This window comes from Natroniella acetigena (genome assembly GCF_023227745.1).
Classification (GTDB): Bacteria; Bacillota; Halanaerobiia; order Halobacteroidales; family Halobacteroidaceae; genus Natroniella; species Natroniella acetigena.
Genome location: NZ_JALKBX010000001.1, coordinates 81,320 through 98,409, shown reverse-complemented (window position 1 = coordinate 98,409; position 17,090 = coordinate 81,320). Strand labels below are relative to the sequence as shown.

The window sequence follows — 17,090 nt, the reverse complement described above, 5'->3', positions numbered from 1 at the left end:
TGCATAAAATATCTATTGTGTGATATAATAGTATATTGAAGTGATAAAATGAGTTTATGTTAAATTCATTAGAGGGGGTTAAGGATAGTCAATGGCAAAAGAAGAGCCGATTGAAGTAGAAGGTACTGTGGTTGAACCGTTACCTAATGCAAAGTTTAGGGTTGAATTAGAGAATGGTCATAAGGTATTAGCACATGTTTCTGGAAAGATGAGAATGAATTTTATTCGAATTTTACCAGGGGATAAGGTAACAGTTGAGTTATCACCTTATGATTTAAGTCGAGGCCGAATTACTTATCGTCATAAATCTTAAATTATATTTAAGCTAGATAGAAGGAGGGTTAGAATTGAAAGTTCGACCATCAGTAAAACCTATTTGTGATAAATGTAAAGTTGTTCGTCGTAAAGGAAGGGTTTATGTTATTTGTGAAAATCCTAAGCACAAACAACGACAAGGATAAATTATTAATAACTAATTAGGAGGTGTTATAGTTATGGCACGGATTGAAGGTGTTGATTTACCGCGGAATAAACGGGTTGAAATTGGATTGACCTATATTTATGGTATTGGCAGATCAACGGCCCAAAAGATTTTAGATACAGCTGGTATTGATTCTGATACAAGAGTACGTGACTTGACTGAAGGTGAAGTAGCTAAGTTACGTAAAGTGATTGATGAAGAGTATCTTGTAGAGGGAGAATTACGTCGTGAAGTAAGAGGCAATATTAAGCGTTTAAAAGATATCGGTTCTTATAGAGGGTTAAGGCATAAGCGTGGTCTTCCAGTTAGAGGACAAAGAACTCAGACTAATGCACGGACTAGAAAAGGACCTAAAAAGACTGTAGGAGTAAGTAAAGCTAAGTAATTTAGAATTTAATTTATGCAAGGGGGGATAATATGGCACGTCGAAAGAATAAGAAGAAGAAATTAAGAGTAGAAAAAGGTCAAGCACATATTAGATCTACTTTTAATAATACAATTGTTACCTTGACTGATAGAAAAGGAAATACAATTGCATGGTCAAGTGCAGGTAACTTAGGATTTGAAGGTTCAAGAAAGAGTACTCCTTATGCTGCTCAAATGGCTGCTGATAATGCAGCAAAAGAAGCACAAGGATATGGTTTAAAAGAAGTTGAAGTATTTGTTAAAGGGCCTGGTGCTGGTCGTGAAGCGGCTATTCGTGCTTTACAAGCAACTGGAATAGAAGTAACTTTGATTAAAGATGTAACTCCTATTCCGCATAATGGTTGTCGACCACCAAAACGTCGTAGAGTATAATTTATAGTTTTAAATATAATTGTGGAGGTGTATATAAATATGGCAAGATATACTGGTCCAGTTTGTCGACAGTGTCGACAACAAGGGGAAAAGTTATTCTTGAAAGGTGAAAGGTGCTATTCTGACAAATGTGCAATTGAACGTCGTTCTTATGCACCTGGTGAACATGGTAAGAAGCGTCGTAGAAAACCGTCTGAATTTGGTTTGCAATTGCGAGAGAAGCAGAAAGTAAGAAGGGTTTATGGAGTATTAGAAAATCAATTTAATAGATATTTTGAAACTGCAGAGAGAAAACCAGGAATTACTGGTGAAAATTTCTTGAAAATATTAGAGCGTAGATTAGATAATGCTGTATATAGATTAGGGTTTGCTGCTTCAAGAAATGAAGCAAGACAACTTGTAAGGCATGGACATATTGAAGTTAATGGTAGTCGGGTTGATATTCCTTCTTATCAAGTAGAAGAAGGAGATCAAATTGGAGTTAAAGAAGCTAGCAAAGATATGAAACGAATTAAAGAAAATATCGAAATGAATGCTAACTTGGAAACTCCTTCTTGGTTACAAGTTAACTTTGAGAAAAAAGAAGGAAAAGTTTTAACTGAGCCTGTTCGAGAAGAGATTGATATTCCAATTCAAGAACAGTTGATTGTAGAGTTTTATTCTAGATAATAGTTTGAATTTTTATGTTTGCTGCCCAAAAGTTATCACCCTCAGCTAATTGTAGTAAATTTAGTTTATTATAAGGGAGGGTTAAAAATTAATGATTGAAATTCAGAAACCATCAATTGAACGTATTGAATCTACAGATGAGTATGGTAAATTTGTTGTTTCTCCTTTAGAGAGAGGGTATGGTATTACCTTAGGTAATTCTTTAAGGAGAATTATGTTATCATCTTTACCAGGTGTTGCAATAACTTCTATTAAGATAGAAGGTGTTCGTCATGAATTTTCTACTGTTCCAGGAGTTGTAGAAGATGTAACAGATATTATTTTAAATTTAAAAGAAGTAATTATCGATATGGATGAAGAGGAACCTCAGACTCTGCGAGTAGAAGCAAGTGGTGAAGGAGAAGTTATTGCTGGGGATTTTCAAGTAAGTGGTAATTTAGAAGTTTTAAATCCAGAACTTCATATTGCTACTCTATCAGATGAGGCGGATTTCAGGTTAGAAGCTACTGTGGAGCAGGGTCGAGGGTATGTTACTGCAGAAGAAAATAAGGATGATGAACATGTAATAGGAGTAATACCTATTGATTCTTCTTTTTCACCTGTTGAAAGAGTTAATTTTAAAGTAGAGGATGCTCGTGTAGGTAACAGAAGTGACTTTGATAGATTAATGTTGGAAGTTAAAACTGACGGAAGTATCGATCCAGAAGAATCTATTAGTTTAGCTGCTAAAGTTATTGAGGAACATCTAGATCTATTCATTAATTTAAGTGAGGAAATTAATGATACAGATATTATGGTAGAAAAGGAAGAAGAAGAGAAAGATAAAATCTTAGAAACTACAATTGAAGAATTAGAATTATCAGTTCGTTCTTCTAATTGTTTAAAACGAGCTGGAATTAATACTGTTGAGGAATTAACTGATATAACAGAAGATGATTTGATGAAGGTTAGAAATTTAGGTAAAAAATCATTGCAGGAGATAAAGGCTAAATTAGCTGAATTAGATTTATCTTTAAAGCAGCCTGAGTTATAAAATTGAATTGAAGAAGGAGGAATGAGTTATGGCTCAAAGAAAATTAAGTCGTAAAAGTTCATCGCGTAAAGCTCTACTAGTTTCACTAGCGACTGCTTTATTTAAAAATGAACGGATTGAAACTACTGAGCCCAAAGCTAAGGAAGCAAGAAAATTTGCTGAAAAGTTAGTTACTAAAGCTAAAAAGGGTACTCAACATGCTCGTAGACAAGTAATGGGCCAACTTCAGGATAGAGAGGCAGTAGAAGCTTTATTTGATGAAATTGCACCACGATTTGCTGATCGTCAAGGGGGATATACTCGAATTATGAAATTAGGATCAAGAAGAGGCGATGCAGCATCAATGGTTATTTTAGAATTAGTAGAATAAGTTTAATTATTATTAAGCAGCCATCTAAATTGAATAATACTGGACGTTAAGTTCTTCTTTTTTATTCGTCCGGTATCATCAATGGCTGTTTTTCCTATATTAGGTTGGTGAGAAGATGCCATTAATTGAGATTGCGGATCTATGTTATCGTTATAATCAAGATCAGGATTGGATACTAAAAGGAGTCGATTTAAAAGTTGATTCTGGAGAGTTTGTTGTTATTGTAGGTCATAATGGTTCAGGAAAATCTACTTTAGCTAAAATGTTAAATGGACTGTTAGTACCAGATGAGGGAGAAGTTTTAGTCAATGGTAAAGCTACTTCTAGAGAAGAAAATATTTGGGAGATTAGGCGACAGATAGGAATGGTTTTTCAAAATCCTGATAATCAGCTAGTAGCTAATATTGTAGAAGAAGATATAGCTTTTGGCCCAGAAAACCTAGGATTAGAATCAGCAGTGATTAAAAAAAGAGTTGAAGAAGCACTAGAAGTAGTTGGGATGGATAAATTTAGGCGTAATGCTCCACATAATTTATCGGGCGGACAAAAACAGAGGATAGCTATTGCCGGTATCTTAGCAATGCATCCTAAATGTTTAGTACTAGATGAACCAACTGCTATGCTAGATCCAGTTGGTAGAAAAGATGTAATGACAACCGTACAAGAGTTGAATCAAGAGTTAGGGATGGCAGTCGTTCATATTACTCATTTTATGACGGAAGCATTATTAGCAGATAGAATTATTGTGATGGATCAAGGGAAGATTGTTTTAGAAGGTACTCCTCAAGAAATATTTAGCCAAGTAGATGAGATTAAAAAATACCATCTAGATGTTCCGCAATTAACTGAATTGGCTTTTCGGTTATCTCAGGCAGGCTTAGATGTCTCTCCTGATATTTTTAATGTAGATGAGTTGGTGGAAAAGTTATGTTACTTGAAGTCAAAAATTTAAGTCATAATTATGATTTAGAGTCAAGCGTTACTGATTATTCTTTACAGGATATAAATTTCATGATTGAACGTGGGCAATTTGTTGGTTTGATAGGACATACTGGTTCAGGTAAATCGACTCTTGTTCAAACCTTAAATGGCTTGATTAAGCCTACTACAGGTCAAATTATTATTGATGATCAGGATATTACAAAAACCAAGAACTTAAAAGAGGTCAGGCAAAAAGTGGGTCTTGTTTTTCAGTATCCTGAACATCAGTTATTTGAAGAAACAGTCTTTGCTGATATAGCTTTTGGTCCTAAAAATTTAGGGTTAACTGAACAAGAAGTTGAACAGCGGGTAAAAAATGCTTTAGAGGTAGTAAACTTAGATTATGAAACTTTTAAAGATAGATCTCCTTTTAAGTTATCTGGTGGACAACAAAGGAGAGTAGCTATTGCTGGTGTATTAGCTATGGAGCCAGAAGTTTTAATTTTAGATGAACCAACAGCTGGATTGGATCCCAAAACCAGGCAGGAAATAATAGCTGAAATTGTTAATTTACAACAAAAAACTTCGTTGACGATTATTTTAATTTCCCATAGAATGGAAGAGGTTGCACGTTTAGCCGATAGAATTTTAGTTTTAGATGAAGGGAAGTTAGTCCTAGATGGAACGTCAGCAGAAGTATTTCAGCAGCAAGAATTTTTACAAGAGATTGGCTTGGGAGTACCACAAATTACAGAAGTATTAATGAAATTAAAAAATAAAGATAATATGATAGCTACTGATATCTTTACTATTGAAGAAGCTAAACAAGAAATATTAAAGTTAATGCGAGGGTAAAATAATGTTAGATGAGATTATGATTGGTCAGTATATTGAAAGAGATTCAGTAGTTCATAAATCTGATCCAAGAACTAAAATTTTAGTTGTAATGTTCTTTATTACTACGGTATTTTTAATTAATACTTTTAGTGGTTATTTTATTTTGGCTGGTTTTATTTACTTAGCAACTATGATGGCTAAAATTAATTTGAAACGAATTATAAAGAGTATCAAACCTTTGACATTTATTATTTTATTTACCTTAGTAATCCACTTGTTTATGACTAGGGGTGGAGATGTATTATGGCAGTGGAGATTTTTAAGGATTGAAGAAGAAGGGTTGAGGTTGGGATTATTTATGGCCTTACGTTTAATCTTTTTAATTACATTTACTTCATTACTGACTTTAACGACTTCTCCTTTAGAATTAACTGATGGATTGGAAAGGTTATTAAACCCTTTTAAAAGAATTGGAGTGCCTGCTCATGAATTAGCAATGATGATGACTATTGCTTTGAGATTTATTCCTACTTTATTAGAGGAAGCACAAAAAATAATGAATGCTCAAAAAGCTAGAGGAGCTGATTTTGAAAGTGGTAATTTAATTAAAAAGGCTAAAAGTTTAATTCCACTACTTGTTCCTTTATTTATTAATGCTTTTCGAAGGGCTGATGATTTAGCTTTAGCTATGGAATCAAGATGTTATCGTGGGGGAGAAAATAGAACAAGGATGAATGTATTAATGTTAGCTACAAGAGATTATTTGATAATGGCAACCAGCTTGATTTATTTAGGGTTAGTAGCAATCTTATTATAATGGAGTGGAAGGTATGCGAAATTTAAAATGTACTGTTGCTTATGATGGTACAAGTTATCATGGGTTTCAGCGCCAAGATAATGCAGTAACTATTCAAGGAGAGATAGAGAAGGCATTACAACAGTTGATTAAAAAAGAAGTTGAGATTATTGGTGCTAGTAGGACTGATGCTAAAGTTCATGCTCAAAGCCAAGTGTTTAATTGTCAAATTGAATCTTCAATTCCAACTGATCGCTTTGCTTTGGCATTAAATACTAAATTACCTGCTGATATTGTAGTAATCAATGCTCATGAGGTTGGTTCTAAATTTCATGCTAGATATGATAGTATAGGAAAATTATATCATTATCAAATTTATAATCGAGAGTTTCCTTCTCCATTTTTACGGAATTATACCTATCATATTAGTCATAAATTGGATTTAAAGGCAATGAGAGAAGGGGCACAGTACTTAGTAGGGGAATATGATTTTTCTTCTTTTCAAGCTGCAGGCTGTAGTGCTAGAAGTTCAGTTCGTCAAATTTATGAGTTAGAGATTAGTGTTAATTCAACTGAGCCTTTAATAACTATAGCTATTAAAGGAAGTGGATTTTTATATAATATGGTAAGGATTATTGTTGGTACTTTAGTTGAAGTTGCTAAGGGTAAAAAGAAATCAACCTGGGTAGAAGAAGTATTATTAGCTCAAGATCGTAGTTTTGCGGGTCCTACTGCTCCTGCTTGTGGACTATCATTAATTAAAGTAAATTATTAACTATTAAAAATTCTTGACAGTAATCGTTTGGTGTAATAAAATAGATGTGTATATGTCTGAGATTTACCACTGACGCCCCGGTCAGTTCTTAATAATAGATAAATAAATTAAGTTGTAAGGAGGGAAATTTATGAGCACATATATGGCAAAACCAGAAGAAATTGATAGAGAATGGCATATTGTAGATCTTAAGGGTAAGACTTTAGGTCGAGCTGCTTCAGAAATTGCAAAAGTTTTACGAGGGAAGCATAAGCCAATTTATACACCACATGTTGATACTGGAGATTATGTAATTGTAATCAATGCTGAGCAAGTTCATTTGACTGGTAATAAACTAGAACAAAAATTATATCATAAGCATTCTAGATATCCTGGTGGATTGAAGTCTACACCATATGGTGAATTATTAAAAAAGAAACCAGAATTGGTAATAGAGCATGCTGTAAAAGGAATGTTACCTAAAAATAGACTAGGACGTAAAATGTTAAAGAAATTAAAAGTTTATGCTGGAACTGAACATCCACATCAAGCTCAACAACCTAAAGAATTAGAAATATAATACTGGAAGGAGGAATTTTTTATGGCAGCAGAGGTTGAATATTTAGGAACTGGACGAAGAAAGACTTCAACTGCACGTGTTAGATTGATCCCTGGTGATGGTAAAATTATTGTTAACAATAAACCTTTATCTGAATACTTTGGTAGAGATGTATTAGAGCAAATTGTAAAGCAACCATTAGAAGCAACTGGAACTTTAGGTGATTTTGATATAATTGTTAAAGCTGAAGGTGGCGGAACTTCAGGTCAGGCTGGAGCTATTCGTCATGGAATTGCTCGTGCATTGTTAGAAACTGAAGGTGACTATCGTGATGCACTTAAAAAGCATGGTTTCTTAACTAGAGATCCAAGAATGAAAGAACGTAAAAAGTATGGACGTAAGAAAGCACGTAAATCACCACAATTCTCAAAAAGATAATTTTAGTTATATAAGGAAGGGGTCTGCTCTTCCTTTTTCTTATGCCTAGATATATTGGTAGTTAATAAGAGTATTGAATAATGAATAATTAAAAAAAAGGGAAAAATAATAGATGCTAATTTAAGGTGAGAATTAAAATTTTTAAAGTAGTGGTACTCCTCTGTGTTCACCGAAAAACGAATAGGAAGTAATATTAAAGTAATAATTATTAAAGAAGGAGTGATAAGATGACTGGGACTGTTTTGGCTGGATTGGCACCCCATCCTCCAATTTTAGTGCCTGAAATAGGTCTTAATAGTTTAGAAGAGATTGAAGAAACAAAAGAAAGTATGCAGCAATTTGCTCAGCAGGTTAAAGAGTCAGATCCAGATTTGATTATCACTATTAGTCCTCATGGACCAGTTTTTAGGGATGCAATCAGTATCTTGAGTGATCAAGACTTAATAGGTGACTTTGCACAATTTGGTCATCGGGATTTGAAGTTTAATTATTTTTTAGAGGAAGAATTCACAACAGAAATCATTAAAGCAACTAAGAAGACAGGTATTACAGTAGCTAGAATCGATCAGGCTACTGCTGAGAAGCTTGATGTTGATCTAAAGTTAGATCATGGAGTATTAGTTCCGCTCTATTATTTAGAAGAAGCTGGAATTGAATTGCCTTTAGTACCAATTACGATGGGGATGTTATCGTATGAAGAGCTATATAAATTTGGGAAGATAATTCAGATTGTTGCCCAAAAATCTGGTTATAAAGTAGCTGTAATTGCTAGTGGTGATCTATCTCATAGATTAACAGCGGATGCCCCGGCAGGATTTAATCCACATGGCAGAGAATTCGATGAAGCAGTAGTTGAGTACTTAGATGATTTGGAAGTTGAGGAAGTATTTAATCTTGATTCTTCTTTGATTGAAAAAGCAGGGGAATGTGGCTTAAGACCATTAATTATGATGTTAGGTACTATTGATGGATTGAATGTAGAGGGAGGAGTGTTGTCCTATCAAGGGCCCTTTGGGGTTGGCTATGCAGTAGCTAGCTATCGCGTGCAAGGAAAAGAAGAAGGGGGTAGTCTGCTAGAGCAGATTTTTGCTAATAAAAAGGCAAAATTAGACGAAATTAGAGAAAATGAAAGTGAAGTAGTCAGGTTGGCCCGGCAAGCGGTACAAGAGTATGCTAAAAATAAAGAAGTGATTGATCCACCAGTTGATTTAGATCCAAGGTTAGCCAAACAAGCAGGTGTTTTTGTATCAATTAAAAAAGATGGGCAACTGCGGGGATGTATAGGAACTACCAAACCAACTCAAGCTAATATAGCAGAAGAAGTTATTAAAAATGCTTTAAGTGCTGCTTTTAAAGATCCGCGTTTTGAAGTTGTCAATTTAAATGAATTAGAGGAATTGACTTATTCAGTAGATATATTAGGAGAACCAGAAAAGGTAGAGAGTATCCAACAGCTTGACCCTAAAAAGTATGGGGTGATTGTGAAGCAAGGCAATCAAACTGGTCTATTATTGCCTGATTTAGAAGGGGTTGATACTGCTACTAAACAGGTTGAGATTGCTAAGCGAAAGGCTGGAATTTCTCTTAATGAAACTGATATTGAATTGATGCGTTTTACAGTAACAAGAAACACTTAAAGGGCAATTAATAGTAAATAGTGAATAACTAATAGTTAAAAAACTAAAACTTAAAGAATTATAATTTTGAAATTTTGGTTAACAATTATTAATTATGAGGCGGCTATTTTTGAAAAGTTTTGATTTTGAATTATAATTCATTTGTTTTTAAAGTTTTTGGTTTTGGAATTTAACTGTCAATTGTAAATTTTTAAAGGGTGGTGGGCCAAAGTGAAAGAAGCATTATATTATCAGCAGGAAGATGATGAATTTAGGTGCCAACTTTGTCCTCATGCTTGCTTGTTAACAGAAGGGGAACATGGGAAGTGTCAGGTCAGAGAAGTCAAGGAAGGTAAACTAAGAGCCACTACTTATCAGCAGGTTAGTGCTGTGGCTATGGATCCGATTGAGAAAAAGCCATTATTTCATTTTTACCCTGGGAGCCAGATTCTTTCTTTAGGGATGGTAGGTTGTAATTTGAAATGTAAATTTTGTCAAAATTATAGAATTGCACACCAGCCCAATACACCAACTGAACAACTTTCTCCTCGTCAAGCTGTTGAATTGGCTATAGCTAAAGATTCAATCGGGCTGGCTTACACTTATTCAGAGCCATTGGTCTGGTATGAATATGTTCTAGAAACGGCAAAGTTGGCCCATGAAGAAGGGTTAATGAATGTTTTAATTACTAATGGAATGATCAACCCACAGCCTTTACAAAAACTTTTGCCATATATTGATGCTATTAATCTCGATTTAAAGTCTTTTACTGATGAATTTTATCAGCAAATCTGTGCAGGAAAATTAACTCCAATTAAAAAAACAATTGAGTTAGCCTACCAAACTACGTTATTAGAGCTTACTACTTTGTTAATTCCTGAATTAAATGATTCTGAAGAGGAAATTAAGCAATTAGTTGACTGGATAGCAAGCTTTGATCATCAGATTCCTATTCACTTTGCTCGTTATTTTCCTCGTTATCAATTAAATAAGGAACCTACTTCACTAGAAAAACTATTACAAGCAAAAAATATAGCAGAAGAGCAGTTAAATTATGTTTACTTAGGAAATATTTCTAATAATAATTATCAGACTACTTATTGTCCTGACTGCGAATATCCAGTTATTAAACGAAGCTACAGTCAAGTAAAGCTTGATTTAGTAGATAAAGCTTGCCCAAAATGTGAAACAAAAATTAAAATCAAGTTATAGTTCAAAATTGCCAGTTGGAGAATGAAAACAAGTAAAGGGTTAAGCTGGCTTGATATGTAGAGCGAAAGATTACTGCTGCTATTAAAGAATCTGTTTTGTGGCAGAGGTAAGTAGTAATTACTCCCATTATAAAATGGAGTAATAAACTGCTTAATCTAAAATCCAAATAGCTGATTGTATAGTAAATTAGACTAATTATGAAACCCAATCTAAGACCATAAGCCCTTTTAAGTTGATAATAAATAAAACCTCTATAAAATAACTCCTTACTAAAGGCAGGAAATAAATAACCAATAAAAAGCACTAAAAAATAAAGCATACTTAAAGCTAGTTGATCTAAATCGGTGACTATAATTAAGGGAGTAATCTGTTCTGTAGTTAAGATTAAATGAATAATAATTATTCCAATTAAAAATGGATGGCTTACCTTTAATCCAAGTTTTAGGTTGGTCAAAAAGTTTTCAAAGTTAATGCCTAGTTCCATAAAGGATAATTCATAAATCATTGTAGCCCAGTATAATAAACAAGAGACAAATAAACTTTGTCCAATGATGCTAAAGAGCAAAAAATATATTTCTTCCATATAGGGTAATTGATCAGGGGAACTGTAAGTGTGGAAGAATATAATTAAAAAATTAATTAAATACCAGATCGATTGTGCTTTGACTAAGTCTATTAAGGTTAAATTATTACTTTCTATTTTTTGCATAATAAACCTCCATATTATGAGTACTATAATTATTTATTAAACAAATGTAATAAATTTCCTGTATATTTTTAGAAATACTTCTCTTAAAAAAGAATATTGCTTATTAGTTTGATTTTTGTTAGAATATATTTAAAATTAATAACAACTGGACAGTATTAGTTTTATGATTTTATAAATTATAAAGTAGTTACAGAGGAGGAGAAAAATGAGAAGTGAGAAGGTAACTAAAAAAGTTGATAGTGCACCACAGAGATCATTATTTAAAGCAATGGGATTGACAGATGGAGAGTTAGAAAAGCCATTGATTGGAGTCTGTAACTCAGTTAATGAGTTGATTCCTGGTCATGTTCATTTAGATAAGATTGCTCAAGGTGTTAAGGATGGAATTAGGATTGCCGGAGGAACCCCTTTAGAATTTGGTTCGATTGGTGTCTGTGATGGCATAGCGATGGGACATCAAGGGATGCATTATTCATTAGCTAGTAGAGAGTTGATTGCTGATTCTGTAGAAACTATGACCAAAGCTCATGCATTAGATGGATTAGTATTAATTCCTAATTGTGATAAGATTGTGCCAGGTATGTTGATGGCAGCAGCTAGATTGAATATCCCTACAGTAGTTGTTAGTGGCGGGCCAATGCTAGCAGGCTATCATCAAGGAGAAAATATAGATTTAAAGACTGTCTTTGAAGGGGTAGCAGCAGTTAAAACAGATCAAATGTCTGACGAAGAATTATTAGAGATTGAAAATAGTGCCTGTCCAAGCTGTGGATCTTGTGCAGGAATGTTTACTGCTAACTCAATGAACTGTCTAACAGAAGTCTTAGGAATGGGTTTACCAGGTAATGGGACAATCCCTGCTGTCTATGCAGAGCGAGTACGATTAGCTAAACAGGCGGGTCAACAGGTGATGGAACTTTTTGAAAAGAAGATTAAGCCGTTAGATATTTTAACTGAATCAGCTTTTGATAATGCTTTAAAGGTTGATATGGCTTTAGGTTGTTCTACTAATACAGCATTACACCTGCCAGCTATTGCATATGAAGTAGGAATTGATTTAGATATAGAGTTGATTAATCAATTCAAGGAAGAAGTACCACATTTATGTAGTTTGAGCCCAGCTGGGAAGCATCATATTCAAGATTTGGATCGAGCAGGGGGAATTCCAGCTGTAATGAAGGTGTTAAGTGATAATGGCTTGCTTAAGGAAGATTTAATCACAGCTACTGGACAAACAATTGAAGAGAATTTAGCAGGGGTAGAAGTCTTAAATGATGATGTGATTAGAGACTTTACTACTGCTTATCATCAAACAGGTGGCTTAGCTGTGTTGTCTGGAAATATTGCTCCTGATGGAGCTGTTGTTAAGCAGGCAGCAGTAGCAGAGGAGATGTTAGTCCATCAAGGACCAGCTCGAGTCTTCAGTTCTGAAGAAGAATCAGTAGCAGCAATCCATGCAGGTGAGATCAAAGCTGGGGATGTAGTAGTGATCAAGTATGAAGGGCCAAAAGGTGGTCCAGGAATGCGAGAGATGTTAACTCCAACATCTGCTGTAGCAGGTGTTGGCTTAGATAAAGAAGTAGCATTAATTACTGATGGTCGTTTCTCTGGAGCGACACGAGGTGCTTCAATTGGTCATATTTCACCAGAAGCAATGGAAGGTGGGCCAATTGCTGCTGTTGAAGAAGGAGATATCATTGAGATCGATATTCCTCATGGAAAATTGAATGTTAAACTAAGTGCTGCAGAGATTGAAGAGCGATTAGCAAACTGGGAAGCACCAGAACCAAAGATTAAGACTGGTTACTTATCTCGCTATGCCAAATTAGTCAGTTCAGCTAGTACAGGGGCTGTTCTTGAATAATAGTGATTAGTAACTAGTTATTAATTAATTATTAAAGAAAGGAAGGGGTTTAATTAAACCCCTTCCTTTCTTTGGTGTGCTTAACCTTAACCTAAAGTTATCTTTAGAGAATTTTATTTTCTAGCTGCTAAGTGATTATTAATTTTGCGACTGAGCGGAGTAGCCACTGCTGCTTTAATTAGATCTCCAGGAATAAAAGGAAGACTACCAGCAATAACAGCTTCTGTTAAGTTCATCTCTGTAACAAAACTCATCCAAATTACTCCAAACAGATGAATGACTACAACTCCTCCTAAGACCATAGCTAAAGCAGTCTGATAGTAACTATCTTTTTTAGCTAATAAATTAATAAGGATTGCTCCTAAGGGATAGGCAACTAAATAACCACCTGTAGGCTCTGCTAAAACTCCAATTCCTGCACTACCTCCTGAAAAGACTGGTGCGCCACTAAAGCCTATTAATAAAAAGATAAGTATACTTAATCCAGCTTGTTTAGTTGATAGTATAGCTCCAGCCAACATCACAACAAGCGTTTGTAATGTGATCGGAGTAGGACTAAAAGGTAACGGAATGACTAAGTATGCTACACTAGCCAGTAAAGCAGCAAATAGCGCTGAGTAAGTTAAATCTTGAATAGTTAATTTACTATTTTTCATTTAAATTCCTCCTTTATAATTAATTTGAAATAGGTTTGTTGTTTGTTAGGCTTAACTTGTCTCAATCTTTTGGGGTAAGAGTTTAAGTTGTCTTAACTGACAGTGAACAATTTCACAGATTGTTTATTATGATTAGTATTATAATAAATAACCCGGTGATTGTCAATGGGTTTATTTTAAGGTTAACAATAAAACTGCTTAAAATAAAAAAATAATCCTTGACATTGCTTTAAATATTTCGTATACTATTATAAATATAAATAAAGCGAAAAGTGATGATAGGGACTGAAATAATCTGATTGGATTACAGAGAATCGGAATAGCTGAGAACCGAGATCCAGATCCGTTATTTCTCTCACCCTTAAACTGTGTAACCGAAGGAGTCTTTAAAAAGTTCTTGACAAAGTATAGAATATGTTCTATACTTAATAACAGGAATTAAAGATTTATTTAAAGGCGAAGAAAGGGAAGAGTAAATAATTCAATTTTATCAACAGCGAGCTGGAGATGGTGAAAGCCAGCGATGAAATTAATTATTGAAGATCTCCTTAGAGCTGCAGGCTGAAGTTCAAGTAGGTTATGCCGGTCTCCTAAGTGAAGAGCTTAGGAAAATAGCATCCGTTATCATGTGCTAGAGTATAGAGCATACTTTATCTAGGTATGTGAGTACTTAATGAGGCTATTACTGTGAGGTAATAGCAAAAACTAGGGTGGTACCACGTGAGGAAGACCTCTCGTCCCAATTAATGGAGTTAGTCTGTTGATTGAGATGAGAGGTTTTTTTATATTAATTTAATAAGTTAATAATAAAATAATGAGTAGTTGATAAAAGCAGAAGCATAATAGTAAGAGTAGATTAATAGTGGGGAGTAAATAAAATAATGCTCTCAGGATAAGTTATATTTGTTTTGCTGAATCTTAAGGTTTCTTTATTTTAACTCTGAGCTATTATATTTGGAGTTTTTTTATCGCCTAAGTAGTAGAGAAGTAAAGAGAGAGGAGTGATTTAGATGGCAATATTGAGTGGTGCTGAAATTTTTGTGGAGTCACTTTATTGTGAAGATGTTGAAGTTGTTTTTGGTTATCCTGGAGGAGCAGTTTTACCTATTTATGATATATTATATGATGCTGAATTTGAACATATAATGCCACATCATGAACAAGGTGGAATTCATGCTGCTGATGGTTATGCTCGTTCTACTGGAAAGGTTGGAGTTTGTATTGCAACTTCTGGTCCTGGGGGAACGAATTTAGTAACTGGTTTAGCTACAGCATATATGGATTCTGTTCCAGTTATTGCTTTTACAGGGCAAGTTCCAAGGGCGATGCTTGGTACAGATGCTTTTCAAGAGGCAGATATTACCGGCATAACAACACCAATTACTAAACATAATTACTTAGTTCAGGATGTTAAAGATTTACCAAGAATTATTAAAGAAGCTTTTCATATTGCTAAAACAGGTAGACCAGGTCCTGTTTTAATTGATATTCCTAAAGATGTTCTAACTGATAAAACTGAATTTAGTTATCCTAAAGAAGTGAATTTGCCAGGTTATAAACCGAACTATGATGGACACCCTTGTCAAATAAAAGAAGCAGCAAGAGATATTAATAATGCTAAAAAACCTTTGATTTATGCAGGTGGAGGAGTAATTATTTCAGGAGCAAGTAATGAGTTACGCCAATTAGCTAAGGGTGCTACTATTCCTGTAACAACTACCTTAACAGGCTTAGGCTCCTTTGATGAAAGAGATGAGTTAGGTCTAGGAATGTTAGGAATGCATGGAACTACTGAAGCTAATTTAGCAATTTCTAATGCAGATTTAATTATAGCTATTGGAGCTAGATTTGATGATCGCGTTACTGGCAAGTTAGAAAAGTTTGCTCCTAATGCTAAAGTTATACACATTGATATTGATCCTGCTGAAGTTGGTAAGAGAGTAAATGTTGATGTTCCAATTGTAGGTGATGTTAAGAGGATATTAGTTAAATTAAACAAAGTGGTAGAAAAAAATAATCGTGAAGCTTGGTTAAATCAGATTAAAGAATGGAAGTTATTAGATTCTAAGCAAGAAGAGTCGAGGGAAGATAAAAAATTATCTGCTAAGCCAATTATAGAAGAGATATTTAACTTAACTAATGGAGAAGCTTTAATTACTACTGAAGTAGGCCAACATCAAATGTGGGCAGCTCAATTTTATAAATATACTAAGCCTCGCAGTTTTATGACCTCTGGTGGTTTGGGAACAATGGGTTATGGTTTTCCTGCTTCTATAGGGGTTCAAGTTGGAAATAAGGATAGTGCAGTTTTTGCTTTAGCAGGGGATGGTAGCTTCCAAATGAATATTCAAGAATTTGCTACTATAGCTAAAAATAAGATCCCTGTTAATATAGTTATCTTAAATAATCAATATCTAGGAATGGTACGACAATGGCAGGAGATGTTTTATGACAAGAGATATTCCTCAACTTGTTTAAGAAAACGTGAAGAATGTCCTCCTGACTGTTCATCACCAAGCTCAAATTGTCCTGAGATGATTCCTGATTTTGTTAAGGTAGCAGAAGGTTATGGAATTAAAGCAGTTAGAGTAACTGAAGTAGAAGAGGTTAGACCTGCTTTAGAAGAGGCTATTAATAGTTCAGAACCATTCTTGATAGATTGCATCATTGAAGAAGAAGAGAATGTATTTCCAATGGTTCCACCTGGAGGAAGTTTAGATAAGATGATTTTAAAGGGGGATCAATCATGAGGCATACTGTTTCAGTTTTAGTTGCTAATGAAGCTGGAGTATTGGCTAGAATTGCTAGTCTGTTCAGTAGGCGTGGTTTTAATATAGATAGTTTATCTGTTAGTAAGACAGAAAGAGATGATATTTCTCGAATTACGTTAGTTGTAGAAGGAGATAATAAAGTCTTAGAGCAACTTACTAAACAGTTGAATAAATTAATTGTTGTTCATAAAACCAGTAATTTAACTAACGATCCTATTGTTGGTAGAGATCTAGCTTTAATTAAAGTAACATCAACTCAAAATACACGCTCTGAGATTATGCAAATAGTTGATATCTTTAGAGGTAAGATTGTTGATGTAGCGAGTAATTCTATTATGGTTGAGGTTACTGGTGATGAGGATAAGATTAATGCTATTGAAAAACTGCTTGAACCATTTGGGATTAAAGAACTAGTTAGAACAGGTAAAGTTGCTATGGTAAGAGGGCAAAAATAAAATCAATGAATATTTAATATTGAATAATGAATAGAAAAAATCTAAGAGCAGATTTTTTCATCACGAAGGGTTCGAAGAACCTAGAGGAATAGAGAATATTAAAAGTAGTAAATCATTTAAAATAAAAGCTATTGATAATTTACTAATTTAG

20 protein-coding genes and 1 other annotated feature are annotated in these 17,090 nt (G+C 34.2%); of the genes, 18 read left to right on the top strand and 2 right to left on the bottom strand.

Going from position 1 to position 17,090, the window contains the following annotated elements; translation table 11 throughout:
- The first annotated feature begins 91 nt into the window (after nucleotides 1-91).
- The 15 genes from infA to amrS all read left to right on the top strand — a co-directional run bounded on the left by infA (nucleotide 92) and on the right by amrS (nucleotide 10,484).
- Nucleotides 92-313 (top strand): translation initiation factor IF-1, encoded by a 222-nt coding sequence (gene infA / locus MWH25_RS00460; protein ID WP_248624639.1) that lies wholly within the window; start codon nucleotides 92-94, stop codon nucleotides 311-313.
- A 34-nt stretch (nucleotides 314-347) separates the two neighbouring features.
- Nucleotides 348-461, top strand: a complete 114-nt coding sequence (gene rpmJ, locus MWH25_RS00455; protein ID WP_013277182.1) for a 50S ribosomal protein L36 — start codon at nucleotides 348-350, stop codon at nucleotides 459-461.
- 33 nt (nucleotides 462-494) lie between these two features.
- A complete protein-coding gene (rpsM, locus tag MWH25_RS00450) occupies nucleotides 495-866 on the top strand; it encodes a 30S ribosomal protein S13 (protein ID WP_248624637.1) in 372 nt (123 codons plus the stop codon).
- 32 nt (nucleotides 867-898) lie between these two features.
- Entirely contained in the window at nucleotides 899-1,279 is a 381-nt protein-coding gene (gene rpsK / locus MWH25_RS00445; protein ID WP_248624635.1) for a 30S ribosomal protein S11, read from the top strand.
- A 39-nt stretch (nucleotides 1,280-1,318) separates the two neighbouring features.
- Complete coding sequence (gene rpsD, locus MWH25_RS00440) at nucleotides 1,319-1,948, top strand: 30S ribosomal protein S4 (RefSeq protein ID WP_248624633.1); 630 nt, start codon at nucleotides 1,319-1,321, stop codon at nucleotides 1,946-1,948.
- A 91-nt stretch (nucleotides 1,949-2,039) separates the two neighbouring features.
- Nucleotides 2,040-2,981, top strand: a complete 942-nt coding sequence (locus MWH25_RS00435) for a DNA-directed RNA polymerase subunit alpha (protein ID WP_248624631.1) — start codon at nucleotides 2,040-2,042, stop codon at nucleotides 2,979-2,981.
- Between the two features lie 28 nt (nucleotides 2,982-3,009).
- Nucleotides 3,010-3,351, top strand: a complete 342-nt coding sequence (gene rplQ, locus MWH25_RS00430; RefSeq protein WP_248624629.1) for a 50S ribosomal protein L17 — start codon at nucleotides 3,010-3,012, stop codon at nucleotides 3,349-3,351.
- Nucleotides 3,352-3,466: 115 nt separating this feature from the next.
- Entirely contained in the window at nucleotides 3,467-4,303 is an 837-nt protein-coding gene (locus MWH25_RS00425) for an energy-coupling factor transporter ATPase (protein WP_248624627.1), read from the top strand.
- A complete protein-coding gene (locus MWH25_RS00420) occupies nucleotides 4,279-5,127 on the top strand; it encodes an energy-coupling factor transporter ATPase (protein WP_248624624.1) in 849 nt (282 codons plus the stop codon). Before MWH25_RS00425 ends, MWH25_RS00420 begins: the two co-directional genes overlap by 25 nt.
- 4 nt (nucleotides 5,128-5,131) lie before the next feature.
- Nucleotides 5,132-5,926: an energy-coupling factor transporter transmembrane component T family protein gene (locus tag MWH25_RS00415; RefSeq protein ID WP_248624622.1), complete on the top strand. Its 795-nt coding sequence runs from the start codon at nucleotides 5,132-5,134 to the stop codon at nucleotides 5,924-5,926.
- Between the two features lie 13 nt (nucleotides 5,927-5,939).
- A complete protein-coding gene (truA, locus tag MWH25_RS00410; protein ID WP_248624620.1) occupies nucleotides 5,940-6,680 on the top strand; it encodes a tRNA pseudouridine(38-40) synthase TruA in 741 nt (246 codons plus the stop codon).
- Between the two features lie 130 nt (nucleotides 6,681-6,810).
- The gene (rplM, locus tag MWH25_RS00405; RefSeq protein ID WP_248624618.1) at nucleotides 6,811-7,239 is read left to right on the top strand and encodes a 50S ribosomal protein L13; all 429 of its coding nucleotides are present in this window, start codon (nucleotides 6,811-6,813) and stop codon (nucleotides 7,237-7,239) included.
- A gap of 21 nt (nucleotides 7,240-7,260) precedes the next feature.
- The gene (gene rpsI, locus MWH25_RS00400; protein ID WP_248624616.1) at nucleotides 7,261-7,656 is read left to right on the top strand and encodes a 30S ribosomal protein S9; all 396 of its coding nucleotides are present in this window, start codon (nucleotides 7,261-7,263) and stop codon (nucleotides 7,654-7,656) included.
- Nucleotides 7,657-7,883: 227 nt separating this feature from the next.
- A complete protein-coding gene (gene amrA, locus MWH25_RS00395; protein ID WP_248624614.1) occupies nucleotides 7,884-9,293 on the top strand; it encodes an AmmeMemoRadiSam system protein A in 1,410 nt (469 codons plus the stop codon).
- Between the two features lie 210 nt (nucleotides 9,294-9,503).
- The gene (gene amrS / locus MWH25_RS00390; RefSeq protein ID WP_248624612.1) at nucleotides 9,504-10,484 is read left to right on the top strand and encodes an AmmeMemoRadiSam system radical SAM enzyme; all 981 of its coding nucleotides are present in this window, start codon (nucleotides 9,504-9,506) and stop codon (nucleotides 10,482-10,484) included.
- Between the two features lies 1 nt (nucleotide 10,485).
- Here amrS and MWH25_RS00385 read toward each other — a convergent pair whose 3' ends face one another.
- On the bottom strand, nucleotides 10,486-11,193 hold the full coding sequence (locus tag MWH25_RS00385) for a CPBP family intramembrane glutamic endopeptidase (RefSeq protein WP_248624610.1): 708 nt from the start codon (nucleotides 11,191-11,193) through the stop codon (nucleotides 10,486-10,488).
- A gap of 205 nt (nucleotides 11,194-11,398) precedes the next feature.
- Between MWH25_RS00385 and ilvD the strand changes: the two genes are divergently transcribed.
- Nucleotides 11,399-13,057, top strand: a complete 1,659-nt coding sequence (ilvD, locus tag MWH25_RS00380) for a dihydroxy-acid dehydratase (RefSeq protein ID WP_248624608.1) — start codon at nucleotides 11,399-11,401, stop codon at nucleotides 13,055-13,057.
- Between the two features lie 113 nt (nucleotides 13,058-13,170).
- Here ilvD and MWH25_RS00375 read toward each other — a convergent pair whose 3' ends face one another.
- The gene (locus tag MWH25_RS00375; protein WP_248624606.1) at nucleotides 13,171-13,713 is read right to left on the bottom strand and encodes a biotin transporter BioY; all 543 of its coding nucleotides are present in this window, start codon (nucleotides 13,711-13,713) and stop codon (nucleotides 13,171-13,173) included.
- A gap of 450 nt (nucleotides 13,714-14,163) precedes the next feature.
- Nucleotides 14,164-14,458: a binding site (T-box leader), on the top strand.
- A 265-nt stretch (nucleotides 14,459-14,723) separates the two neighbouring features.
- Between MWH25_RS00375 and ilvB the strand changes: the two genes are divergently transcribed.
- Together ilvB and ilvN are read left to right on the top strand one after the other, a co-directional pair.
- Entirely contained in the window at nucleotides 14,724-16,463 is a 1,740-nt protein-coding gene (gene ilvB, locus MWH25_RS00370; RefSeq protein WP_248624604.1) for a biosynthetic-type acetolactate synthase large subunit, read from the top strand.
- Complete coding sequence (gene ilvN / locus MWH25_RS00365; protein WP_248624602.1) at nucleotides 16,460-16,939, top strand: acetolactate synthase small subunit; 480 nt, start codon at nucleotides 16,460-16,462, stop codon at nucleotides 16,937-16,939. The genes ilvB and ilvN overlap by 4 nt, the downstream gene beginning before the upstream one ends.
- Nucleotides 16,940-17,090: the final 151 nt, after the last annotated feature.

What these genes read in the sequence shown, in the direction of transcription:
- rplM (WP_248624618.1), top strand. Translation starts at nt 6,811, where the DNA reads ATGAGCACATATATGGCAAAACCAGAAGAAATTGATAGAGAATGGCAT.
- MWH25_RS00385 (WP_248624610.1), bottom strand. Translation starts at nt 11,193, where the DNA reads ATGCAAAAAATAGAAAGTAATAATTTAACCTTAATAGACTTAGTCAAA.
- truA (WP_248624620.1), top strand. Translation starts at nt 5,940, where the DNA reads ATGCGAAATTTAAAATGTACTGTTGCTTATGATGGTACAAGTTATCAT.
- infA (WP_248624639.1), top strand. Translation starts at nt 92, where the DNA reads ATGGCAAAAGAAGAGCCGATTGAAGTAGAAGGTACTGTGGTTGAACCG.
- MWH25_RS00375 (WP_248624606.1), bottom strand. Translation starts at nt 13,713, where the DNA reads ATGAAAAATAGTAAATTAACTATTCAAGATTTAACTTACTCAGCGCTA.
- MWH25_RS00425 (WP_248624627.1), top strand. Translation starts at nt 3,467, where the DNA reads ATGCCATTAATTGAGATTGCGGATCTATGTTATCGTTATAATCAAGAT.
- MWH25_RS00435 (WP_248624631.1), top strand. Translation starts at nt 2,040, where the DNA reads ATGATTGAAATTCAGAAACCATCAATTGAACGTATTGAATCTACAGAT.
- amrA (WP_248624614.1), top strand. Translation starts at nt 7,884, where the DNA reads ATGACTGGGACTGTTTTGGCTGGATTGGCACCCCATCCTCCAATTTTA.
- ilvB (WP_248624604.1), top strand. Translation starts at nt 14,724, where the DNA reads ATGGCAATATTGAGTGGTGCTGAAATTTTTGTGGAGTCACTTTATTGT.
- MWH25_RS00420 (WP_248624624.1), top strand. Translation starts at nt 4,279, where the DNA reads ATGTTACTTGAAGTCAAAAATTTAAGTCATAATTATGATTTAGAGTCA.
- rpsM (WP_248624637.1), top strand. Translation starts at nt 495, where the DNA reads ATGGCACGGATTGAAGGTGTTGATTTACCGCGGAATAAACGGGTTGAA.
- rpsD (WP_248624633.1), top strand. Translation starts at nt 1,319, where the DNA reads ATGGCAAGATATACTGGTCCAGTTTGTCGACAGTGTCGACAACAAGGG.
- MWH25_RS00415 (WP_248624622.1), top strand. Translation starts at nt 5,132, where the DNA reads ATGTTAGATGAGATTATGATTGGTCAGTATATTGAAAGAGATTCAGTA.
- rpsK (WP_248624635.1), top strand. Translation starts at nt 899, where the DNA reads ATGGCACGTCGAAAGAATAAGAAGAAGAAATTAAGAGTAGAAAAAGGT.
- ilvN (WP_248624602.1), top strand. Translation starts at nt 16,460, where the DNA reads ATGAGGCATACTGTTTCAGTTTTAGTTGCTAATGAAGCTGGAGTATTG.
- rplQ (WP_248624629.1), top strand. Translation starts at nt 3,010, where the DNA reads ATGGCTCAAAGAAAATTAAGTCGTAAAAGTTCATCGCGTAAAGCTCTA.
- rpsI (WP_248624616.1), top strand. Translation starts at nt 7,261, where the DNA reads ATGGCAGCAGAGGTTGAATATTTAGGAACTGGACGAAGAAAGACTTCA.
- ilvD (WP_248624608.1), top strand. Translation starts at nt 11,399, where the DNA reads ATGAGAAGTGAGAAGGTAACTAAAAAAGTTGATAGTGCACCACAGAGA.